The sequence below is a fragment of the Streptomyces europaeiscabiei genome (assembly GCF_036346855.1).
In the GTDB taxonomy this organism is placed as follows: Bacteria; Actinomycetota; Actinomycetes; order Streptomycetales; family Streptomycetaceae; genus Streptomyces; species Streptomyces europaeiscabiei.
This window is the reverse complement of the sequence record NZ_CP107841.1, coordinates 3,882,358-3,903,067: the sequence shown is the minus strand read 5'-3', so window position 1 is coordinate 3,903,067 and position 20,710 is coordinate 3,882,358. Positions and strand designations below refer to the sequence as shown.

Annotated in this window: 18 protein-coding genes and 1 tRNA gene; 10 read left to right on the top strand and 9 right to left on the bottom strand. The window is 72.0% G+C overall.

Annotated elements, in window-relative coordinates:
* Positions 1–87: 87 nt before the first annotated feature.
* The 7 genes from OG858_RS16875 to OG858_RS16845 all read right to left on the bottom strand — a co-directional run bounded on the left by OG858_RS16875 (position 88) and on the right by OG858_RS16845 (position 6,868).
* Positions 88–161 (bottom strand) — tRNA-Lys (locus OG858_RS16875).
* On the bottom strand, positions 152–841 hold the full coding sequence (locus OG858_RS16870; protein ID WP_319064923.1) for a bifunctional DNA primase/polymerase: 690 nt from the start codon (positions 839–841) through the stop codon (positions 152–154). Before OG858_RS16870 ends, OG858_RS16875 begins: the two co-directional genes overlap by 10 nt.
* A 296-nt stretch (positions 842–1,137) precedes the next feature.
* The gene (locus tag OG858_RS16865) at positions 1,138–1,500 is read right to left on the bottom strand and encodes a hypothetical protein (RefSeq protein ID WP_037703437.1); all 363 of its coding nucleotides are present in this window, start codon (positions 1,498–1,500) and stop codon (positions 1,138–1,140) included.
* Positions 1,501–1,742: 242 nt separating this feature from the next.
* The gene (locus OG858_RS16860; protein ID WP_319064922.1) at positions 1,743–3,086 is read right to left on the bottom strand and encodes an AAA family ATPase; all 1,344 of its coding nucleotides are present in this window, start codon (positions 3,084–3,086) and stop codon (positions 1,743–1,745) included.
* Positions 3,083–4,687 (bottom strand): hypothetical protein, encoded by a 1,605-nt coding sequence (locus OG858_RS16855; RefSeq protein ID WP_319064921.1) that lies wholly within the window; start codon positions 4,685–4,687, stop codon positions 3,083–3,085. The genes OG858_RS16860 and OG858_RS16855 overlap by 4 nt, the downstream gene beginning before the upstream one ends.
* Positions 4,678–5,886, bottom strand: a complete 1,209-nt coding sequence (locus tag OG858_RS16850) for a hypothetical protein (protein WP_086746714.1) — start codon at positions 5,884–5,886, stop codon at positions 4,678–4,680. Before OG858_RS16850 ends, OG858_RS16855 begins: the two co-directional genes overlap by 10 nt.
* On the bottom strand, positions 5,837–6,868 hold the full coding sequence (locus OG858_RS16845) for a phosphatase PAP2 family protein (protein ID WP_086746715.1): 1,032 nt from the start codon (positions 6,866–6,868) through the stop codon (positions 5,837–5,839). The genes OG858_RS16850 and OG858_RS16845 overlap by 50 nt, the downstream gene beginning before the upstream one ends.
* A 205-nt stretch (positions 6,869–7,073) precedes the next feature.
* Between OG858_RS16845 and OG858_RS16840 the strand changes: the two genes are divergently transcribed.
* Entirely contained in the window at positions 7,074–7,667 is a 594-nt protein-coding gene (locus OG858_RS16840) for a histidine phosphatase family protein (protein ID WP_086746716.1), read from the top strand.
* A 103-nt stretch (positions 7,668–7,770) separates the two neighbouring features.
* On the opposite strand, the gene OG858_RS16835 is transcribed toward OG858_RS16840, so the two are convergent.
* Complete coding sequence (locus OG858_RS16835; protein ID WP_319064920.1) at positions 7,771–9,282, bottom strand: hypothetical protein; 1,512 nt, start codon at positions 9,280–9,282, stop codon at positions 7,771–7,773.
* A 258-nt stretch (positions 9,283–9,540) separates the two neighbouring features.
* Between OG858_RS16835 and OG858_RS16830 the strand changes: the two genes are divergently transcribed.
* Together OG858_RS16830 and OG858_RS16825 are read left to right on the top strand one after the other, a co-directional pair.
* Positions 9,541–9,915, top strand: coding sequence for a hypothetical protein (locus OG858_RS16830; RefSeq protein ID WP_319064919.1), 375 nt, complete (start codon positions 9,541–9,543; stop codon positions 9,913–9,915).
* A gap of 147 nt (positions 9,916–10,062) precedes the next feature.
* On the top strand, positions 10,063–10,935 hold the full coding sequence (locus OG858_RS16825; protein WP_319064918.1) for a spermidine synthase: 873 nt from the start codon (positions 10,063–10,065) through the stop codon (positions 10,933–10,935).
* Positions 10,936–10,979: 44 nt separating this feature from the next.
* On the opposite strand, the gene OG858_RS16820 is transcribed toward OG858_RS16825, so the two are convergent.
* Positions 10,980–11,525: a hypothetical protein gene (locus OG858_RS16820; protein WP_086749234.1), complete on the bottom strand. Its 546-nt coding sequence runs from the start codon at positions 11,523–11,525 to the stop codon at positions 10,980–10,982.
* 134 nt (positions 11,526–11,659) lie between these two features.
* Between OG858_RS16820 and OG858_RS16815 the strand changes: the two genes are divergently transcribed.
* The 7 genes from OG858_RS16815 (at position 11,660) to OG858_RS16785 (ending at position 20,672) form a co-directional block, all read left to right on the top strand.
* Positions 11,660–12,364 carry a response regulator transcription factor gene (locus OG858_RS16815; RefSeq protein WP_086749233.1) on the top strand — a complete coding sequence of 235 codons (705 nt, stop codon included), beginning with the start codon at positions 11,660–11,662 and terminating at the stop codon, positions 12,362–12,364.
* Entirely contained in the window at positions 12,361–13,785 is a 1,425-nt protein-coding gene (locus OG858_RS16810; RefSeq protein ID WP_327748867.1) for a sensor histidine kinase, read from the top strand. Before OG858_RS16815 ends, OG858_RS16810 begins: the two co-directional genes overlap by 4 nt.
* A gap of 250 nt (positions 13,786–14,035) precedes the next feature.
* Positions 14,036–15,346, top strand: a complete 1,311-nt coding sequence (locus OG858_RS16805; RefSeq protein ID WP_086749231.1) for an ABC transporter substrate-binding protein — start codon at positions 14,036–14,038, stop codon at positions 15,344–15,346.
* A gap of 52 nt (positions 15,347–15,398) precedes the next feature.
* Positions 15,399–16,388 carry a carbohydrate ABC transporter permease gene (locus OG858_RS16800; RefSeq protein ID WP_086749230.1) on the top strand — a complete coding sequence of 330 codons (990 nt, stop codon included), beginning with the start codon at positions 15,399–15,401 and terminating at the stop codon, positions 16,386–16,388.
* Entirely contained in the window at positions 16,385–17,290 is a 906-nt protein-coding gene (locus OG858_RS16795) for a carbohydrate ABC transporter permease (protein WP_086749229.1), read from the top strand. Before OG858_RS16800 ends, OG858_RS16795 begins: the two co-directional genes overlap by 4 nt.
* A 41-nt stretch (positions 17,291–17,331) precedes the next feature.
* Positions 17,332–18,654 (top strand): glycoside hydrolase family 36 protein, encoded by a 1,323-nt coding sequence (locus OG858_RS16790; protein WP_328544757.1) that lies wholly within the window; start codon positions 17,332–17,334, stop codon positions 18,652–18,654.
* Positions 18,651–20,672, top strand: coding sequence for a beta-galactosidase (locus tag OG858_RS16785; RefSeq protein ID WP_328544758.1), 2,022 nt, complete (start codon positions 18,651–18,653; stop codon positions 20,670–20,672). The genes OG858_RS16790 and OG858_RS16785 overlap by 4 nt, the downstream gene beginning before the upstream one ends.
* Positions 20,673–20,710: the final 38 nt, after the last annotated feature.

Sequence of the window (20,710 nt, the reverse complement as noted above, 5' to 3'; positions counted from 1 at the left end):
GTGAGGGCGGCCGGAGGGGCCCCCGGGTGGGGTGTGCCGGGGAACGAAGGAAGCCCCTCGCTTCCGCGAGGGGCTTCCTTCGTGTCGTGCGCCGCCAGGGACTCGAACCCCGGACCCGCTGATTAAGAGTCAGCTGCTCTAACCAACTGAGCTAGCGGCGCCTGCTGACGTCGTAGACCTTAGCACCCTGATCGGCGGGAGGAAAAATCGATACGCGCACGGTCGCGGAGGCACTCGCGCGGGCCGCCCGGACGGCCGCCCAGAGCAGTACCTCGGGCCCAGGAAGCCAAGGTCGGCGGGTGTCCGGGGCGACGAGCCAGCGGGATCCGAGGCGGGTGATTCCGGGTGCGTCCGGCGTCCCGCCGCCGGCCTCGCCGATGCCCTTGTCGTCGCCTTCGAAGGTGCTGTCGCCTCCGGTGTGGAGGACGGCCGGGACGGTCACGGCGTCGCCCGTGCCGTGACAGAGGAGGGGCGGGACGGCGCCCGTGCGGCCGGGGGAGCCCCACTCCTCCCACTCCAGGAGCGTGGGCAGCCGGTGGGCGGTGCCGGGGGCGGCGAACAGCAGCATGCGCCCGCGGTACACGGCGATGGGTCCCGAGCCGGGGCCCTCGTCCCATAACCGGTCGAGCATCCGCCGCCCGAAGATCGCCGGCACGCTGACGACGTCGAAGACGGTCCCGCACGGCAACACCACCGGCGCGGCCGGCCGCTCCTCCCACAGCGTCAACGTGCTGCGCGGATACGTTCCTGCCGAGGCCAGCCAAGCCGCCCCCTCCGCCGTGACCCTCGCGACATCGGCCCCGTCCTGCGGGTACCTGCCCGTCTCAACTCCACCGCTCATACATCCAGATCTACCGTCCGTGACCGCTCGACCCCGAGTGGTTGCCGAAAATTGGTACGTGAGATGGGCAAGTGGGGTATCTTGCCCACCCGGCATATGCCGGAAGCTGTTTCCTCCGGCTGGGAGAGCACTCACCGGCCGCACATGACCGCGGGCAGTGGTGCCGCTGGGGGCGATGGGGGAGGGCGGGCGCAGCGGCACCCCGCAAGCGCCGGTGAGCGAAACCCCGCACCGCCCCGACCTCAGCACCAGCTGCAGCCCGGTTCACCTGCCGACCCTGGCCGCGCAACCCCCGCTCAGATGGATTCAGGCCCGCTGACGTCCCGCCCCCGCAGGAGCTCCCGCCCGTACTCGACCATCTTCTTGGCATAGTCCTCGGTCCACTCCGCCCGCTCGGCGATGTCCGCCGAGGTCAGCCGATCGAACCGCCGAGGATCCGCCAGCTGCGCCGCCGCGATCGCCTGGAACTCCACGGCCCGGTCCGCCGCCGCCCGAAACGCCTGCGCCAACTCCGTCGCCCGCGACAGCAACGCCCGCGGATCGTCGATCGACTCCAGATCGAAGAAGTGCTCGGGGTCGCCTGCCGCCTCCGCCGGCTCGAAGAGCAGGGGCGCGGGGCGTAGCCGCGGTTCGTTCCGACGCGACGTGGGCTCCGCCATGTCTTCTCCTCCTCGTACGACGGTTCAGTGGGCCGGTCCCCGGGAGCGTCCCGGGTGGAGGGCCACCGTCCATTCTCTCGTGACCGCGCAAGTGGGCATCGACCCTGCCCAGACTCCCCACGCGCCGGCCCCCACACACCTGCGCCCCCGAAGGCGCCGCCCCGCTCGCACCGGTCCGAGCCCACTGCGGGCCACGCGCCCCCGAGCCGCAGATCAGGAGCCCGCGCTCCGCCGGGCCCCGACTAGGGCCGCCAGCCCACCCGATGCTCCCCCAGCTCCGCCAGCACCGCGTGGTTCGCCTCCCACCCGTCCGGGAACTTCACGGTCACACCCAGCTGCACCGGCTCGGTCGACGGATGGTCGTCGAGCAGGTCGGTGACGCCCGCCCGGCACACCACGATGCACGCGTGCCGGTGTCGGGAGGCCAGGACGCACAGCCGCCCGGTCTCCAGGTGGAACGCCGTCGCGTCCGGGCGCCCGGACAGCGGGTGCAGCACGACCGTGACGTCGTACTCGCGCCCCTGGAGCCGGTTGGCCGTGTCCACGACCACGTCCAAGACGCCCAGCTCGGTCAGCGCGGAGCGCACCGCGGCGGCCTGGTCGCGGTGGGCCGTGCCGACGGCGATCCGGTCGGCGGTCAGCGGCACGGGCTCCTCGGACCGCTCCGAGGTCGCCGCCCCACCCCGGTCGAGGAGCCGCCGTACGACCAGCGCGACGGCCCGTACCGCCTCGGGGTCGGTCCGTGGGGTGTGCCGGGCCGGCAGCTCCAGCAGACCCCACCCCGACTCGGCAGCCTCGTCGATGACCCGGTCGGGCCCGGAGCCGTCCGACGGCACCGCGAACCCGAGCCGCCGGTCCCCGTGCCCCGTGCCGCTGCGGAAGGGGGTGAAGGGGTAGAACGCGTCGGAGACCAGGGGCGCCGCCGACGCCGGGAGCCGCCACGACACCGGCAGCCGGTGCTGGGGCAGCTCGGGGTTGTGGGCCAGCAGCGTCGTCACCGCCGAGGCCGACGGGTCGTACGACAGCCCCGCCCACTGCTCGCTGCCCACGATCGCGAACGGGTCCAGCTGCCCGGGGTCACCCACGAACAGCGCCCGCTCGAACAGCCCCGCGACGGCCAGCAGCGCGTCCGACCGCATCTGGTACGCCTCGTCGACGATCGCGTGCCGCCATGGCTCGACACCCTTGACGTGCGCCCACTTCGCGGCCGTGGAGATCACGACGTCCAGCCCGGCCAGATCGGCCGCCTTCGTCGACTTCCGCACGTTCGCCAGGTCGTCGAGCGCCTTGTCGTACGGGTCGCTGTCGCTGCTGTGCAGCCGGCCGACCGGGAGGTCCGGGTCCTTCTCGGCGAGCCGGACGACCAGGTCGTCGACCTGCGCGTTCGTCTGCGCGATGACCATCAGGGGGCGGCCGGCGGAGGCGAGTTCGAGCGCCGCGCGGACGACGAGCGTCGACTTCCCGGCGCCGGGCGGCGAGTCGACGACGACGCCGCGCGCGTCGCCGCGCAGCGTGTCGCGCAGGATCGCGTCGGTGGCACGGCCGGCCGTCGCTCCGGGGTCGAGCAGGGCCTCGGTGGGGGTCACAGGACATCCTCGTCGGTCACCGGATCCGGCAGTGGTACGGCGTCGGGCTCACCCGGCGGCCCACCGTGTGTCCACGGTGTCTCCTCGGGGTCCGGCAGCTTCGCCCCGCCCCGCTGGTCGTGCTCGAAGAGGGTGAAACAGAGCAGGTCGCCCCGGTCGGGGACCGACCCCGCCTCCGGCTCCTTGCCCCGCCCCATCTTGTCCATGATCCGCAGCACCAGAAGGCCCTCGCCCTCCTCGCCCTCCTCGTACCCCACGAACTCCGCCGTCTGCGGCTTCCCGCCCAGCGAGCGGTACACCTTCGCCCGCTCCCCGAGATGCGGCCGGTCCCGCGTCGCCACGGTGACCAGGGGCCGGGGGCTCGGCCGCTTGCTCTCGCTGTAGGCCATGACGACGTCCGTGACCTGTCCGGCGAACGCCTCCCCGGCCAGCCGCCGCCCGGCCATGACGAGGGGGTCGTCCAGGGCCTCCTGGGCGTCGAGGCGGGCCTGTTCCCGCTCGCGCGCGGCCAGTTTGTTCGCGGCGGTGACCGCGTCGTCGATGCGGGGTTGCGGGGGTTCCCCGGCGACGATCCGGTCCCGGTGGCCGGTGAAGGACCAGCGGTCGCGGGTCCACCGGTCGGCCGCGTGGGCGCCCTCCGGCAGGGCGCGCAGCAGGTCGAGGCCGTGCCAGACCGCGTCCCACGTGGGCCGGGTGCGGCTCTCGACCAGGGCGCGGATCTCCCGCTCGGCGGCGGCCAGCGCGCCCAGCCGGTCGTCCGCCTCCAGGCCGTCCTCGGCGGCGGCCAGGGCGAGCCGCGCCCGGTCGTACCGCTCGATGGCAGGGGCCAGCAGCTTGTTGTCGAACGCCGGGTCGGTCGCGGGCCCGGCGGGCGGCCACAGCAACTGGCCCCCGGCGTCCCGCGCCAGCTCGGCCCGCCGCGCCGCCGCCTCACCCGACTCCCCCTCCGGGGGGTCGATCCAGGCGAGCAGCGACGCCAGATGCTGGTCCTCCACCCCGGACTGCCCGGTCGCCCAGTGCCGCGACAGCAGGTCGGTCAGCGCGAGCAGCAGCGAGGAGCCCGGCACCCGGGCCCGCTCCCCGAAGTGCGTGAGCCACCTGCCGAGCAACGGCACGCGCGGCGGCGCCGGATGGGGCGCCTCCGGGTCCTGCTCGGCGGTGCGCCGGAACCGCATGGAGCGCCCTAGGAGCCGTAGGAAGTCGATGCCCGTCCGGCTCGGCAGGATCAACTGCGGGGCGTCCGCGCACAGTTCGACCTCGACCTTGACGCGCTTGCCGGTCTCCGGGTCGGTTTCGCTGCGCTCGGCCGCCTCCACCACGTCGGCGTACGTGTCCACGTACGGCAGGACGATGTCCGCCAGTTCGGCCAGGAACGCGAACCGCAGGTCACGGTCCCGGGGCTGGGGCACCACCAGCAGCCGGGGCGCGTCCCGGTCGGTGCCGACGAGCGCGCCGAGCGGGGCCCCGGCCTCACCGGCGGTGGTGAGCGGCACGAGGACGAGGGGGCGGGCCGAGAGATGCCGGTGCAGGACGGTGGCCGCGGGCTGGGCGCGTCCCGTGCTGACGGCTTCGAAGCGGGCGAGGGTGGCGATCAGCGACACGGAACCCCCTCCGGGGCCGAACCGGGGAGGACGGCGGCTTCCGGACGCCCGGCCGGGGCTCCCAGCGCCTGCGACCCCAGCGCCTCCGCCCGCAGCTCCGCCGCCCTGCGCAGCGCGGCCACGGCGGGGTCGTCCGGGTCGCCCGCTCTGCCGTGGGCCGCCGCCAGGACGTCGTCGACCGTCGTGAGGCCGCCCAGCTCGGCGCGTGTGGCCCGGCCCAGGGAGGTCACCGCGCCCTCGGCGCGGGAGCGGGCCCGGCAGTGGAAGGCCAGCTCGCAGGCGGCGAGGCACTCGGGGGCGTAGGAGGCGGACAGCGCCTCGACGGCCGTCGTCAGCTGCTCCTGGGGAAGGTCCGTGGCGAAGCAGGTGCCCTCGGGGAGGGTGTCCGCGATCTCCTCGATGCGGGTCAGCCGCGTCAACTGGCGGCGCGTGACCGCCCGTTGCTTGCGGATGTCCACCGCGGCGGCCGTCGGGAGGTTGGTGAAGTCCTTGGGGCAGACCAGCAGCACCCGGTGGCGGACCTCGGGTGCGGGGGCGCCCTTCCTGGCCTCGCCGCCGAGCCGGGCGGCGACCTCCTCCAGCGCCAGCACGTACACCGCGGACTGGCGGGCCGCCGCGCCCACCTTCGCGGCGTCCGCCGAACCGTCCAGCATCGGGAAGGACTTGATCTCGACGACCGACCAGCTGCCGTCCGGGTGGACCACCACCGCGTCCGGCTCCAGGAACGCAGGGGTGCCCGCGACGTCGAGCGCGAGCATGGGGTGGTCGAGCAGCGCCCAGCCGCCGGCGTCCGTGGCCTCGCGCAACGCCAGTGCCGTACGGGCGGCGCGACCCTCGGGGCCCACGGCGGTGAGGTCGGGGACCTTGGCGGAGGTCGGTGGCTCGGCGCCGGGGTCCAGTCTCTCGTGCACCAACCGCAGCAGCTCCGCGCCGCCGTCCGCCTTGACCTTGGCCTCGAAGGCGTTGCCCCGCATGAAGGCGAACTGGGACTGGCCGAAGGCGGAGGGCGAGCCGAGCGCGTCCGCCAGCACCGCCTTGTTCACGCCCGCGCCGTCCAGGAGCGCGCGGCGCTCGCAGCCCGGGTTGGCCGCGAGCGCGGCGAGGGCGCGCGCGTCCAGCGACTTGGGTGGAACCTCGGGTCCGCGCAGCTCAGCGAGCCGCTGCCGCAGCGCCGTCCCCTGCTTCCGAGGGGGCGGCACCCGGCTCGGGTTCGATGATCCGCTGCCGTGGAATTCGCTCACCCGGGGAAGTCTGGCACCCGGCACTGACAATTGGGGAAACCGAGCCGCGAGAGGCGGCCGTGGCTGGAACGACGGGCTCCCCCCTGTGCTGTCGGTCACCGTCACCGAACCGGCCCGTGGTCATCGCCGGGAGTCCGAGCGCCGTCCGGCACCGGTCCGCGGTCCGCAGCACCAGCGGTGTCAGCAGCAGGCCCGCCCCCATCACGACGGCGCCCGCCACCGCGTCGAGGAAGTAGTGGTTCGCGGTGCCCATCACCACGATGGTGGTGATCAGCGGGTACGCGACGGCGGCGGTCCGCACGAGGCGTGAGCCGCCGCCGAAGCGCCAGAGGATCACACCGCACCACAGGGCCCAGCCGACGTGCAGGCTCGGCATCGCCGCGTACTGGTTCGTCATGCCGCCCAGGCCCCTGGGTGCGCTGGCCTCGCCGCCCCACCAGCCCCACGAGCTGTAGTGCGCCATGGTGTCGACGAAGCCGTGGGACGGGTCGAGCAGCCGGGGCGGGCAGGTGGGGAACAGGGTGAAGCCGACGAGGCCGATGAAGGTGGAGACCAGCAGCCAGGTGCGGGCCGCGCGATAGCGCACCGTGCGGGACCTGAAGAGCCATATCAGGAGCGCGGGTGTGACCAGGTAGTGCAGCGACGCGTACCAGAAGTCGGCGGGTATGCCGATCCAGGGCTCACGGGTGAACAGACGGTTCAGCGGATGCTCGGCGTTGAGCCACAGGGCCTTCTCGATCCGCAGGAGCGCCAGGCCGTGGTCGACGGCGTGGGCGGTGTCGCCGCGGGCGAGCAGTCGGCCGGCCGAGTACGCCCCGTACACCAGCAGGATCAGTGGCAGCTCGGTCCACCAGCGGAGCCGCGCGGTCGGCGCCCCCTCGGTAACCGGTGCGCCGGTCCTTCTGGTAACCGGTGCCTCGGTCGCCTCGGTCTGCGGCATCCGAACGTCCTCCCCCATCTGCGTGCGTCGGTGTTCACCTGAGATCGGTGTTCATCTGTGCGTGGTTCAGCTGTGGCTCTTGTGCAAGACGATGTCCAAGACGCAGAGATCGCCTTCCGGGTTGCCCCCCGACAGCGTGAGCGATGATGGAAGCATCCGCCTCTCAATTCTCCCTTCTCGCAGAAGGCCCCCGGAAAGGTCGCTCATGGCACCGCGCGTTCTGCTGGCCCGGCACGGACAGACGGAATGGTCCCTGCTCGGGAAGCACACCGGCAGGACGGACATTCCGCTCCTCGAAGAGGGGCGGCGCGGTGCCAAGCTCCTCGGGGAGCGCCTTCACCGGGCGCCCCTGGACGGGCTGCCCGGTGTCGATGTCAGGACGAGTCCCCTGTCCCGCGCGCGTGAGACCTGCGATCTGGCCGGCTTCGGCGACCGGGCCACCGAGTGGGACATGCTGATGGAGGCGGACTACGGGGCGTACGAGGGGCTGACCCCCGCCGAGATACAGGCCTTCCGGCCCGGCTGGCTCATGTGGCGCGACGGCGTTCCCGAGGGGGAGACCCTTCGGCAGCTCTCCGCGCGCGCGGACGAGGTGGTCGGGTGGGCGCGGAGCGAGGACCGCGATGTGCTGGTCTTCGCCCACGGGCACATCCTGCGGTGCATAGCCGCGCGCTGGCTGGGGTCGGACCTCGACTTCGCGGCCCGCATCCGGCTCAACCCGACCTCCCTGTCGGTCCTCGGCTGGGCCTACGGCGACCCGGCGATCGAGTCATGGAACGACACGGGGCACCTGTCGTAGCTGCGGGGCAGGTCTGCCCGTCATCACTGCGCCCACCCGTGCCACCCGAGCCACCCGTGCCACCCGAGCGGCACGACTGCCCGCAGCTACGACAGGTGGCTGTCTACGCGGTCCGCGCGACCCCCGCGTGCCGTTCCAGGAACGCCGACACCCCCGAGGCCCGGCGGTGCGGCAGCAGCACCCGAGCCGTCCCCGCGAGCATCTGCTGGACGCGGGAGGACTGGACCTCGTCGAGGAGGTCGAGGACCCGCATCCCGGCCGCCGCGGCCTCGTCGGGACGCCCCCCGCGCGCGAGGTCGTCGGCGAGTTCGGCGGTGTAGAGCGCGATGTTGCGCGTGAAGTGCGGGTTCTGCAGACCGGCCGCCCGGCGCGCGTGCCGGGCCGCCCGGGGCCAGTCGCCCAGCGTGGACCAGCACTGCGCCTCCAGACCCTCCAGCTCGGCCTCCCCGTAGAAACTCATCCACTCCGGGTCGGCCTCGGAGGTCCCCCGCCCGTAGAGGGCGTGCGCCCGGGCCAGCGCCTGCTCGCACCCGGTGCGGTCGGCGAGCCCCGCCCAGCCGCCCGCCTCCCGCAGCGCCAGCAGGGACATCAATCGTGGCGACCCCAGGGGCCGGGCGATCCGTTGCGCGGCCTGCGCCGCCCGTACCGCCTCGCGCGGCCGGCCGGCGTCCCGCGCGAGGAACGCCGTGTTGCAGAACGCGTGTGCCTCCAGCCCCGCGTCCCCCGACATCCGGGCCGTGGCGAGGGCCTCCGCGTAGTGCGAGCGAGCGTCGTCGAAACGTCCCGAGTCATGGGCCAACCAGCCCACCGAGATGGCCAGTTCCCCCGCCCCCGAGTACAGCCGGTCGGCGGTGGCCTGCCGGGTGGTGCCCGCGTCGAGCAGCGCGTACGCCGCCCGCAGAGGCGCCGAGGCCCTGCGGTACAGCCCGTCCGCCCCGTGCCGGTCGTCGAGCAGCCGGATCTTGCGTACGGCCGCTTCGAGGGCCCCCGCCTCCCCCGTGCCCGCCCGGCGGACGGGACGGCCGGCAGCCGAGGCGGTGCCCCCCGGTGCCAGGGGGCCGAGCGAGGCGGCCGCCACCGCGGCGGTACCGCCGGTCATGAACGCGCGACGTTGCACGTCGCTCTCCTCGTCGTTCTGGTACGTCTGTTGCGTGCCCCGCCGGCCGCGCACATAGCCCGTGTCGCCCCGCGGGTCCTGCATCTCGTACATCTCTTGCGTGTCATACGGCTCGTACGCGTCTTCCGTCTCACCCCTCATTCCATGTGAGGAGTGCGAGCGGCTCTTGTCGCGAGGGGAGGGCGCCTCGTCGGCGGGGCGCGCCCCCCGACCGCGTACCTCCGCGCGGGGCGCGAACCCCAGGTCGGTCAGTGTGCGGCCGGGGAACATGTGCAGGAACACCCGTTCGTACGCGTAGTTGGGGCAGCGGATCTCGCCCGCCTCGACCCGTCCGACGTACCGAGCGTCACAGCTCACCCGCTCGCCGATCTCACGCGCGGCCCGCCGTACCGCCGCGGCGAACTCGCCCGGCGAACGCTGCCCGCGCAGCCGCCTGAAGGCGAGGTTCGGCCGCTGTGGCCGGGGGAACTGGGACGAGGTCACCGATGACGACGCCATGGCCGGGCCCTCTCTCGCGAACCGTCGAACCATGCCGGATTCAGTAGGACTTGTGTGCGTGCTGCACGGTTGGTTCCGCTGTGTCCGGCGGGGCAAGAACGTACCCGCCCCGTCGGTGCCCCCAAGCGAGGTTTGGCTACAAACCGGATATCTCATCCTGGATCCGCCATGAACTGCCATCCTTTGCGGCGCAGTTTCGCCGTAGCCCTTGACGGAGCGGTGCGTTGGGCAGGGGGCTGGTAGGCGTGGGAGGCCCGGATGAAGAACCTCGAACCCCGTTCCGAGTGCGACCTGGTGACGGTGCCCGCGCGGCAGGGTCTGGAGGCGGTTGACATTCTCCGCCGGGGCGCCCTCGACGCGGTGGGGCCCGTCATGACGGTCGGGCCCGTTCTGCACGACGACACCTGCGACACCCTCGGGTTTCTGGTGCCGCCGGGTACGGCTGACGCCTGGGACGTGCCGGGGAGTACGTGTACGCAGAGCGATGGGCGGGGGGCGGTGCTGGCTCCTCCGGAGGGGGCGGGCTGGTTGTTGCCGCCCGGGGAGGCGGACCTGGCGACGGATCCGACGGTGCTGCGCGCTGCGCTGGGCGAGGCCGCGCGGTTGATCGAGGCGGCGGACAACTGTCGGTGAGCGCGGCCCAGTCGCCGTAGGTGGTTCTGTTCGTCGGCGGCCGCGGGTTCGTCGTGGCTGGTCGCGCAGTTCCCCGCGCCCCTCAAGAGCGGGCCTGCGGCCCGCCAGAGGGCGGCGCCCCTCTCCGTCGGGGTCGATAATGGGTCAATGGGCAGGTCGAAGAAGGGGCAGGGGCGGCGTGGGCAGGGGGCCGACGCCGTGGTCGAGGAGGTCGACGGGGGGCTCGCCGAACTGCTTCCGGATCGGGACCGGCCTCGGGCGTGGACACTGCTGGTCGACGGGGCGCCGCAGTCGCACGTCGACCTCGACGATCCGGCGTATCTGTCGTTCGAGTACCAGCGCCGGCTCGGGCATGTCATCGATCTCGTCGCCCCGGCCGGCCGGCCCGTGCACGTCGTGCACCTGGGCGGGGGCGCCTTCACCCTCGCCCGGTATGTCGCCGCCACACGCCCCCGCTCCACCCAGCAGGTCGTCGAGCGTGACGCGGCACTCGTCCAACTGGTCCGGCGGCAGCTGCCGTTGGATCCGAACGCGCGCGTACGGGTGCGGTCGACGGACGCGCGGGAAGGGCTCGCGAAGGTGCCGGACGAATGGGCGGACCTGGTGATCGCGGATGTGTTCAGCGCGGCGCGCACCCCGGCGCACCTGACGTCGACGGAGTTCCTCACGGACGTACGGCGGGTGGTGAGGCCCGGCGGGTACTACGCCGCCAACCTCGCCGACGGACCGCCGCTGGCCCATCTGCGCGGCCAGATCGCCACCGCCGCCGGCGTCTTCCCGGAGCTGGCGCTGATCGCCGACCCCACCGTGCTGCGGGGCAGACGATTCGGCAACGCGGTCCTCGTCGCCTCCGGCCGACCGCTGCCCGTCGCCGAACTGACCCGTCGCGCCGCCTCCGACCCGCACCCCGGCCGCGTCGAACACGGCCGGGCCCTTACCGACTTCACGGGCGGCGCGGTGCCGGTGACGGACGCGGGCGCGGTGGCCTCGCCCGCGCCGCCGTCGTCGGCGTTCCGCTGAGGTCACCGGTCCTCCGGCGGAACCGATCCTCGCAGCAGCCGTTCTCAGAAGTTCTGGACGTCCACCCGGGGCGCGCTGTCGTGCCAGGTGCAGAACACCGACACCCGGTCCGAACCGGCGGCGAAGTCGACCCGGATCCACGTCTCCGTCTTCCACACCTGCATCGACCAGCCCGAGCCGGGCGTCGCCGACACGAGGGTCGCGTACTCCTCGTCGAGCGAGAGGACCACGCGGCCGCCCTCGGTGTCGTAGGCCTTGATCTCGCCCGAGTCGGCCGGGGCGCCGGTGCTCGGACCGGGGCCGGGCTTCGCGGACCTCGACGGCTTCGCGGGGGTGGAGGACGGCTCCTCCGCGTCGCCCTTCTCCGGCGCTTCGGTGCTTCTCGACGGCTCCGGGAGTGCCGTCGCGGTGATCGGCGTCGGAGCTCCCTCGTCCTTGGCGTCGGCGGCCGTGATGGGCAGGGCGCGGGGCGGGTCGTAGGCCGTACCGGCCATCACCGTGTGGACGCCCCACCACGTCAGCGTGACCGCCGCGCCCGTGGCGAGCAGCCAGGCCAGTACGTGTAGGAGTCCTCTGCGCATCGCGGCCATACTGCCCCACGAGCCCCGGTGGTGTCGTGGGGTGGGGAGTGTGCGGGCCCGTTCCCGAGCCTGTGTACGGGGCCTCCGCGTGAGTTGTCCACAGGCCCCGACCGGCCCGCCCCGTTTGGCGTACGGTGCGGCGCATGGCAAGTGTGCTCGTGGTCGAGGACGACCAGTTCGTACGCTCGGCGCTGATCAGGCATCTGACGGACGCCGCACACACCGTGCGCAGCGTCGGTACGGCCCTGGAGGCGCTGCGCGAGGTCGCGCATGTCCACTTCGACGTGGTCATCCTCGACCTCGGGCTGCCCGATCTCGACGGCTCGGAGGCGCTGAAGATGCTGCGCGGCATCACGGACGTCCCGGTGATCATAGCGACCGCGCGGGACGACGAGACGGAGATCGTCCGCCTGTTGAACGCGGGCGCGGACGACTATCTGACCAAGCCGTTCTCGGTCGAACACCTGTCCGCGCGGATGGCCGCCGTGCTGCGCCGGTCCCGCGCCTTCGTCGGCGAGGCACCCCCGTCCACGGTCATCCGGGTCGGGGGCCTCGTGATCGACCCGCTGCGCCGCCAGGCCGAGCTGGACGGCGTACGGCTCGATCTCACCCGGCGCGAGTTCGACCTGCTCGCGTTCCTCGCCGCCCGGCCCGGGGTCGTCGTCCCGCGCAAGGAGCTGCTGGCCGAGGTGTGGCAGCAGTCGTACGGGGACGACCAGACCATCGACGTGCATCTGTCGTGGCTGCGGCGGAAGTTGGGGGAGACGGCGGCGAAGCCGCGCTATCTGCACACGCTGCGGGGGGTCGGCGTGAAGCTGGAGCCGCCGGGGGCGGGGGCGCGGCCGTGAGGTGGGCGCTGGTCAAGGTGTGCGTGGCGGTGACGGCGATGGTCGTGTTGGCCTTCGCGGTGCCGCTCGGGCTGGTGATCAAGGAGATGGCACGGGACCGGGCCTTCTCCAACGCCGAGCGGGAGGCGGCCGCGATCGCCCCGGCGCTCTCCATCACCACCGACCGGGAGCAGTTGGAGCGGGTCGTCGCCTCGGCAGGTTCGGACGTCGGGATGGCGGTGCACATACCGGCGGACGGTGCGGGCGCGGCCGCGCTCGACCTGGGCCGGCAGCGGGCCTCCGACCAGGACATCGCGACCGTGCGGAAGCTGGGCCGGGCCTCGACCACCGAGGTGCCGGGCGGATCCACACTGCTCCAGCCCACCGCGCTCAGCTCCGGCGAGATAGCGGTGGTCGAGGTGTATGTGCCCGAGTCGGAGGTGGGCAACGGGGTCGCGACGTCGTGGGCGGTGCTCGCGGGGGTGGGCCTCGCGCTGATCGTCGGCTCGGTGGCGGTGGCCGACCGGCTCGGGGTGCGGATGGTCCGGCCCGCGCGGCGGCTGGTGGAGAGCGCGCACGAGCTGGGGGAGGGGCAGCTGGGCGCGAGGGTGCCGGAGAAGGGGCCGAAGGAGCTGCGGCTGGCGGCGGTGGCGTTCAACGCGATGGCCGACCAGGTGGTCCAGCTGCTGGCGAACGAGCGGGAGCTGGCGGCGGACCTGTCGCACCGGCTGCGGACACCGCTGACCGTGCTGCGGCTCAACGCGGCCTCGCTCGGTGACGGGCCGGCCGCCGAGCAGACGCGGGCGGCGGTCGAACAGCTGGAGCGTGAGGTCGACACGATCATCCGTACGGCGCGGGAGGCCAAGCCGCGGACGGCGGCGGTGGGGCCCGGCGCCGGGTGCGACGCGGCCGAGGTGGTCCGGGAGCGGATGGCGTTCTGGTCGGCGCTCGCGGAGGACGAGGGCCGCAAGTGGCGGGTGGCCGGGGTCGAGCGCCCGGTCCGCATACCCGTCGCCCGAGCCGACCTGGCCGCGGGGCTGGACGCCCTCCTCGGCAATGTCTTCCGGCACACGGCGCAGGGCACGGCCTTCGCGGTCGACGTCCACAACGGGGAGGACGCGGTGATCCTCCTGGTCTCCGACGCGGGGTCCGGCATCGCCGACCCCGAGGCCGCCATGGCCCGTGGCCGGGGCTCCGGCAGCGACGGCTCGACCGGGCTCGGTCTGGACATCGTGCGCAGGCTCGCCGAGTCGACCGGCGGTGACGTCCGCCTGGGGTCGTCGGTGCTGGGCGGGGCCGAGGTGCGGATCTGGATCCAGCTGAACGGGGGTGCGGCGGGCGACGGCAGGGCGCCGGCGCGCAGGGGGCACCGAGGGGTGTCGATTCGCAGGCGCAGACACACCGGAACGGCTTCCGCCCGAGCCGGTGACCTCGGTGGTTGATGTTGTGCGGTCATGGTGTCCCGCGACTGCGCCCCCTCCGGTGAGTGAGGTGGCTCACGTATGTGTCGGTCACGTTTCGACATCCACGGATTACGTTTCAACAAAGGGGGACAAGAAGTCTTGACGTATGACATGACATAGAGCTGTTATGGCGGCCACCGTGTTCGGTCGAGTTGGTTTCTGATTGTTTTCGATCAGTCACCGGCGAGGGCCATTGAGACCGAACCACCTGTCCCCCAGGGAGCCGTACATGCATCTCACACCTTCCGGTCTCTCCGTCCCCGGGCCGAGCCGTCGCACCCTGCTGCGCGGCGTCGGCGGGGCCGCGGCACTCGGCGCTGGAGTCCCCCTGCTCAGCGCATGCGGAGGCGGCGGCAGTACGGCCGCCGACTCGAAGACCGTCACCCTCGGCTCCAACGCGTCGGACGCGGTGCCGAAGAAGGCGTTCGCCGAGATCTACGCGGCGTTCAAGAAGCAGTCCGGGATCACGGTCGACGTGAACACCAAGGACCACAACACGTTCCAGGAGCAGATCAACACCTACCTGCAGGGCACGCCGGACGACGTGTTCCACTGGTTCGCGGGCTACCGCATGCAGTTCTTCGCCTCCAAGGGCCTGGCCACCGACATCGACGACGTGTGGGACAAGATCGGGGGCAACTTCCCCGAGGCGATGAAGGGCCTCAGCAAGGGCGAGGACGGCAAGTTCTACTTCGTGCCGCTGTACACCTACCCCTGGGCGCTCTTCTACCGCAAGAGCGTCTTCCAGGAGAAGGGCTACGAGGTTCCCACCACGTGGGACCAGCTGATCGCCCTCTGCAAGCAGATGGAGAAGGACAAGCTCGTCCCCATCGCCTTCGGTGACAAGGACGCCTGGCCGGCGCTCGGCACCTTCGACCAGCTCAACTTCCGCACCAACGGCTACGACTTCCACGTCGAGCTGATGGCGGGCAAGGCGTCCTGGACCGACGCCAAGGTGCGCAAGGTCTTCGACCTGTGGGCCGAGCTGCTGCCGTACCACCAGGAGGGCGCCGTCGGCCGTACCTGGCAGGACGCCGCGCAGACCCTGGCGTCGAAGAAGGCCGGCATGTACCTGCTGGGCACCTTCGTGGGCCAGCAGTTCACCAACAAGGCCGACCTCGACGACCTCGACTTCTTCGCCTTCCCGGAGATCGACCCGGCGTACGGCCAGGACACCGTCGAGGCCCCGACCGACGGCTTCATGATGAGCAAGAGCCCGAAGAACAAGGCGGGCGCGGTCAAGCTGATGGAGTTCCTCGGCACCCCCGAGGCCGAGCAGATCTACCTCAAGGCCGACCCGAACGTGGTGGCCGCCTCCACCAAGGCCGACACCTCCTCGTACTCGCCGCTGCAGAAGAAGGCGTACGAGATGATCTCCGGCGCCAAGACCCTCACCCAGTTCATGGACCGCGACAGCCGCCCCGACTTCACCTCCACGGTGATGCAGCCGGCGCTGCAGAAGTTCATCCGCGACCCCAAGGGCGTCGACAGCCTGCTCTCGTCCATCGAGCGCCAGAAGAAGACGATCTTCGCGTCCTGACGACCGAGCATCCTGACGATCGACCGTCCTCACGACTGGATGACCTCCTGACATGACGACCACCCCCACCGAGAGCCCGGAGGCGGCCACGCCGCCTCCGGGCTCCGGCCCTGCCGCCAAGACCGCAAAAGCCGCGAAGGTGCCCCAGGGACACCGGCGGCTCCTCACCCGCCGCGACAGGCTCACGCTGGGCCTGATGGCGGGTCTGCCGACGATCCTGCACGTCACCCTGGTCTGGGTGACGGCGCTGGCCTCGATCGCGCTGGCCTTCACCACCTGGGACGGCATCGGCTTCGACTCGATCAAGTGGGTCGGGCTGGAGAACTTCAAGGAACTGTTCACCAACAACCCGCAGTTCTGGCCCGCCGTCGAGCACAACATCATCTGGTTCGTGGCGCTCATCCTGATCCCGACGCCGCTCGGCCTGTTCCTGGCCGTGCAGCTGGACAAGCAGATCCGGTTCAGCCGCGTCTACCAGACGGCCTTCTTCCTGCCCGTCGTGATGTCGCTCGCCGTCATCGGGTTCGTCTGGCAGCTGATCTACAACCCCGACACGGGCCTGATCAACAGCCTGATCGGCGCCAACGAGCCGGGCCACTACATCGACTGGATCGGCGACCCGGACCTCAACCTCTGGGCCATCCTCATCGCCGCGTCCTGGCGGCACGCCGGCTACATGATGATCCTGTACCTGGCCGGCCTGAAGGGCGTCGACCCGTCCCTGCGGGAGGCCTCCGCGCTGGACGGCGCCAACGAGTGGCAGACGTTCAAGAACGTCATCTTCCCGACCCTGCGCCCGACGAACACCGTCGTCCTGGTCGTCACCATCATCGAGGCCCTGCGCGCCTTCGACCTCGTCTTCGTCTTCAACAAGGGCGCCGAGGGCACGGAACTGCTGTCGATCCTCGTCACCAACAACATCATCGGAGAGTCCAGCCGTATCGGATACGGATCGGCGATCGCGGTCGTCCTCCTGGTGATCTCCCTCGTCGTGATCATCCCGTATCTGATCGCGACCTTCCGGAAGGAGCGGCGCGCATGAGCACCACCGTCGACACCACCGCCGCCACCGCCGTTCCCAAGGAGCGCACGCCCGTCCGCCCCGCCCGGATCCTCCTGCACGTCTTCCTCGCCGGTGCGGCGCTGGCGTGGCTGGCGCCCCTGCTGTGGGCCCTGTACGCCGCCATGCGCCCGTACGGCGAGACCAGCGAGAAGGGCTACGTCTCGTGGCCCGACAAGCTGAGCCTCGACAACTTCACGAACGCGTTCACCCAGTCGGACATGACGCACTACTTCGTGAACACCCTGATCATCGCCGTCCCGGCGGTACTGCTGACGCTGTTCCTGTCGTCGATGGTGGCGTTCTACGTCAGCCGCTTCGACTTCCGCGTCAACATCTTCCTGCTCCTGGTCTTCACGGCGGGCAACCTGCTCCCGCAGCAGGTCATCATCACCCCGCTGTACCGCCTGTACCTGCTCATCGACATCCCCGGCATCACGATGAGCGGCAAGCTGTACGACTCCGCCCTCGGCCTGGTCCTCATCCACGTGGCGTTCCAGTCCGGCTTCTGCGCCTTCGTGCTCAGCAACTACATGCGCTCCCTGCCGCACGAGCTGACCGAGGCCGCGCTCGTCGACGGCGCGTCCGTGTGGCGCCTGTACTGGCAGATCGTGCTGCCGCTGTGCAGGCCCGCGATGGCCGCCCTGGCGACCCTGCTCTCCATCTGGATCTACAACGACTTCTTCTGGGCCCTCGTCCTGATCTCCACCGGCGAGAACATGCCGATCACCTCGGCCCTGAACAACCTCTCCGGCCAGTACTTCACCGACCCCAACCTGGTCGCCGCCGGCGCCCTCCTGACAGCGATCCCCACACTGGTCGTGTACTTCGCGCTCCAGCGGCAGTTCGTGAGCGGTCTGACCCTGGGCGCCAACAAGGGCTGACGGCCCGTCCGGCGGCCCATTCCGTGAAAGAGAAGCATTCCGTGCACCACCCCTTCACCCACGTGGTCTCCGTGCCCGTGGACACCACTACGGCACGGGTCCACGAGGAGGGCTGGCAGTCCTGGAGCCCCAGCGGCGCCTACGCCCTCGACGCGGCCCCGTACCGTCCGACCGACGACAACTGGGCGACGGTCTGCTACCGCCCGGGTGTCACCGCCCCCGCCGGCACCTTCCAGGGCGAGGGCCTGCTGGCCCTCGACCCGGGCGACGGCACACCGGTCCGCCTCTGGGCCGCCCCCGACCCCGTACGTGAGGTCCCGTCCATCCGTCTGGTGGTACGGGACGGGGTCGCCGAGGTGAGCTCCGACGGCCCGGTGAAGGAGTGGACGGGCCAGGACATCCAGTCGGTGCTGGGCGACTGGGCCGCCGGCCTCGGCCTCGCGGCCCCCCGCCCGGCCCCCACCGTCTGGTGCTCCTGGTACGAGTACTTCACCTCCGTCACCGAGGACGACATCCACGAGAACCTCCGTGCGATGGACACCCTCGACCTCCCCATCGACGTCGTCCAGATCGACGACGGCTACCAGCGCGCCCTGGGCGACTGGCTGACCCTCTCCGGCCGCTTCCGCTCCCGCGCGGGCATCGCCGACACGATCAGGGCGCGGGGCCGCCGAGCGGGCATCTGGACGGCCCCCTTCCTGGTCGACCCGTCGAGCACCCTGGCGGCCGAGCACCCGGAGTGGCTGGTCAGGGACACGGCGGGCCGGCCGCTGCACGCCGGCCGCAACTGGGGCCACGACCTGTACGTCCTCGACACCACGCACCCCGAGGCGGCGGCGTACCTGACCGAGGTCTTCACGACCCTGCGCGCCGAGGGCTACGACTACTTCAAGGTCGACTTCCTGTACGCGGGCGCGCTGGACGGCGTACGGCACGCTTCCGTGGACGCCCTGACGGCGTACCGCGAGGGCATCGAGCTGATCCGCGACGCGATCGGCCCCGACGCCTACCTGCTGGGCTGCGGCGCGCCGATCCTCCCGTCCATCGGCCTGTTCGACGCCATGCGGGTCAGCCCCGACACGGCCCCGCACCGCCGCCCCGAGGCGGACGACCACAGCCAGCCCGGCCAGGACCCCGCCGAGTTCACGGGCGTCGGCCGGCAGTGGCAGCACGGCCGTCTCTGGGTGAACGACCCCGACTGCCTGATGGCCCGCCCGGCCGTGGAGACACGGGAACGCTGGGCGGCGCACGTCGAGGCGACGGGTGGCCTCATGGCCTCCAGCGACCGTCTGCTGTCGCTGGACGCCTGGGGCGTGGACACGACTCGCCGTCTGCTGGCCAAGGGCACGGAGGCTGCCGAATGAAGCGCGAACTGAAGGTCCCCGGCATCGCCTACGGCGGTGACTACAACCCCGAGCAGTGGCCCGAGGAGGTCTGGGCCGAGGACGTACGCCTCATGCGCGAGGCGGGCGTCACCATGGTCAGCGTCAACATCTTCGCGTGGGCGCTGCTGGAGCCGAGGCAGGGCGAGTACGACTTCTCCCGCCTCGACCGCGTCCTGGCGCTCCTCCACGAGAACGGGATAGCCGCCGACCTGGCGACACCCACGGCGGCTCCGCCCGCCTGGTTCTTCGTCGCGCACCCGGACGCCCTGCCGGTCGACAAGGACGGCCGCACCCTCTCGTACGGCAGCCGCCAGACCTTCTGCCCGTCGAGTCCCGCCTACCGCGAGGCGGCCCTGCGGATCGCCCGTGTGCTGGGCGAGCGGTACGCGGACCACCCGGCCGTCGTCATGTGGCACATCCACAACGAGTACGGCTGCCACAACGGCGAGTGCTACTGCGACACGAGCGCGGCGGCGTTCCGGGTCTGGCTGCGGGAGAAGTACGACGACCTGGCGGCGCTGAACAACGCCTGGGGCACGACGTTCTGGAGCCAGTGGTACTACGACTGGGACGAGATCATCCCGCCCCGCCCGACGGGCGCGGTCCCGAACCCGGCCCACCAGCTGGACTGGCGCCGCTTCTGCAGCGACGCGTTGCTGTCACTGTGCAAGGCGGAGCGGGAGGTGCTGCTGGAGGCGGCCCCCGCCACCCCCGCCACCACCAACTTCATGGTGATGTACAACTTCGACAAGCTGGACTACTGGCGCTGGGCGCCGGAGCTGGACGTCGTCTCCAACGACCACTACCTCCAGTCGACGGACCCCGAGTCCGAGATCGACATCGCGCTCAGCGGCGACCTGGTGCGTTCGCTGGCCGGCGGCCCCTGGCTCCTGATGGAACACTCCACCGGCGCGGTCAACTGGCAGCCGGTCAACCGGGCCAAGACGGCGGGCGAGCTGCGCCGCAACGCCCTGTCCCACGTGGCCCGGGGCGCCGACGGCATCGCCTACTTCCAGTGGCGGGCCGCCAAGGCGGGCGCCGAGCAGTGGCACTCGGCGATGCTCCCGCACGCGGGCACGGACAGCCAGATCTGGCGTGACGTGGTGCGACTGGGCGCGGATCTGGGGTCGTTGGCGGAGGTGCGGGGCAGCGCGGGCGTCGCCGAGGTGGCGATCGTCTGGGACTGGAACGCCTGGTGGGCGGTGGAACTCCCGTCCCAGCCGAGCGGCGAACTCCGCTTCCAGGACCTGGTCCGTGCCTGGTACGAGCCGCTGTGGCGGTCCGGTGTGGCGGTGGACTTCGTGCGCCCCGACGCGGACCTGTCCGCGTACAAGCTGGTCCTGGCGCCGAGCCTGTACCTGGTGGACGACGAGGGAGCGGCGAACCTGACGGGGTTCGCGGCGGCCGGAGGCACGCTGGCGGTAGGCTTCCACAGCGGGGCGGTGGACGAGAACTGCCATGTCCGGCTGGGCGGTTACCCCGGAGCGTTCCGCGAGGCGCTGGGCGTGCGCACGGACGAGCTGTTCCCGCTGTTGCCGGGGGAGTCGGTGGCCCTGGCCGGCCTGGGCGAGGCCGGCACGGGTGAACTCTGGTCGGAGCGGGTCGCCCTGGCGGGCGCCGAGCCGATCGCGACGTACGCCTCCGGCCCCCTGGCCGGCGTCCCGGCCGTCACCCGCGCCACGCACGGCTCGGGCACGGCCTGGTACGTGGCCACCCGCCCGGACCCGACGACCCTCGCCTCCCTCCTGGGCCGCATCCGCGAGGAGGCGGGCGTGGCGTCGGTGCGTACGACCCCCGACGGGGTCGAGGCGGTCCTGCGCCGGGGTGCGGACGCGGACTACCTCTTCCTGATCAACCACGGGGAGTCGGCGGCCGAGATCGAGGTCGCGGCCGACGCGTCCGAGCTGCTGACGGGCAAGGGGGTCGCCACGAGCGGTGCCTCGGCGAGCGTGCTGGTGGCGGCCGGGGACGTGGCGGTCGTCCGCGAACCACGCTGACACCGATCACGATCGACCAGGGCCGTGGCTCCTTCGGG

Coding starts and splice junctions, on each gene's coding strand:
- OG858_RS16870 (WP_319064923.1), bottom strand. CDS start 841: ATGAGCGGTGGAGTTGAGACGGGCAGGTACCCGCAGGACGGGGCCGAT.
- OG858_RS16865 (WP_037703437.1), bottom strand. CDS start 1,500: ATGGCGGAGCCCACGTCGCGTCGGAACGAACCGCGGCTACGCCCCGCG.
- OG858_RS16845 (WP_086746715.1), bottom strand. CDS start 6,868: ATGCCGCAGACCGAGGCGACCGAGGCACCGGTTACCAGAAGGACCGGC.
- OG858_RS16840 (WP_086746716.1), top strand. CDS start 7,074: ATGGCACCGCGCGTTCTGCTGGCCCGGCACGGACAGACGGAATGGTCC.
- OG858_RS16835 (WP_319064920.1), bottom strand. CDS start 9,282: ATGGCGTCGTCATCGGTGACCTCGTCCCAGTTCCCCCGGCCACAGCGG.
- OG858_RS16830 (WP_319064919.1), top strand. CDS start 9,541: ATGAAGAACCTCGAACCCCGTTCCGAGTGCGACCTGGTGACGGTGCCC.
- OG858_RS16825 (WP_319064918.1), top strand. CDS start 10,063: ATGGGCAGGTCGAAGAAGGGGCAGGGGCGGCGTGGGCAGGGGGCCGAC.
- OG858_RS16820 (WP_086749234.1), bottom strand. CDS start 11,525: ATGGCCGCGATGCGCAGAGGACTCCTACACGTACTGGCCTGGCTGCTC.
- OG858_RS16815 (WP_086749233.1), top strand. CDS start 11,660: ATGGCAAGTGTGCTCGTGGTCGAGGACGACCAGTTCGTACGCTCGGCG.
- OG858_RS16805 (WP_086749231.1), top strand. CDS start 14,036: ATGCATCTCACACCTTCCGGTCTCTCCGTCCCCGGGCCGAGCCGTCGC.
- OG858_RS16800 (WP_086749230.1), top strand. CDS start 15,399: ATGACGACCACCCCCACCGAGAGCCCGGAGGCGGCCACGCCGCCTCCG.
- OG858_RS16795 (WP_086749229.1), top strand. CDS start 16,385: ATGAGCACCACCGTCGACACCACCGCCGCCACCGCCGTTCCCAAGGAG.
- OG858_RS16785 (WP_328544758.1), top strand. CDS start 18,651: ATGAAGCGCGAACTGAAGGTCCCCGGCATCGCCTACGGCGGTGACTAC.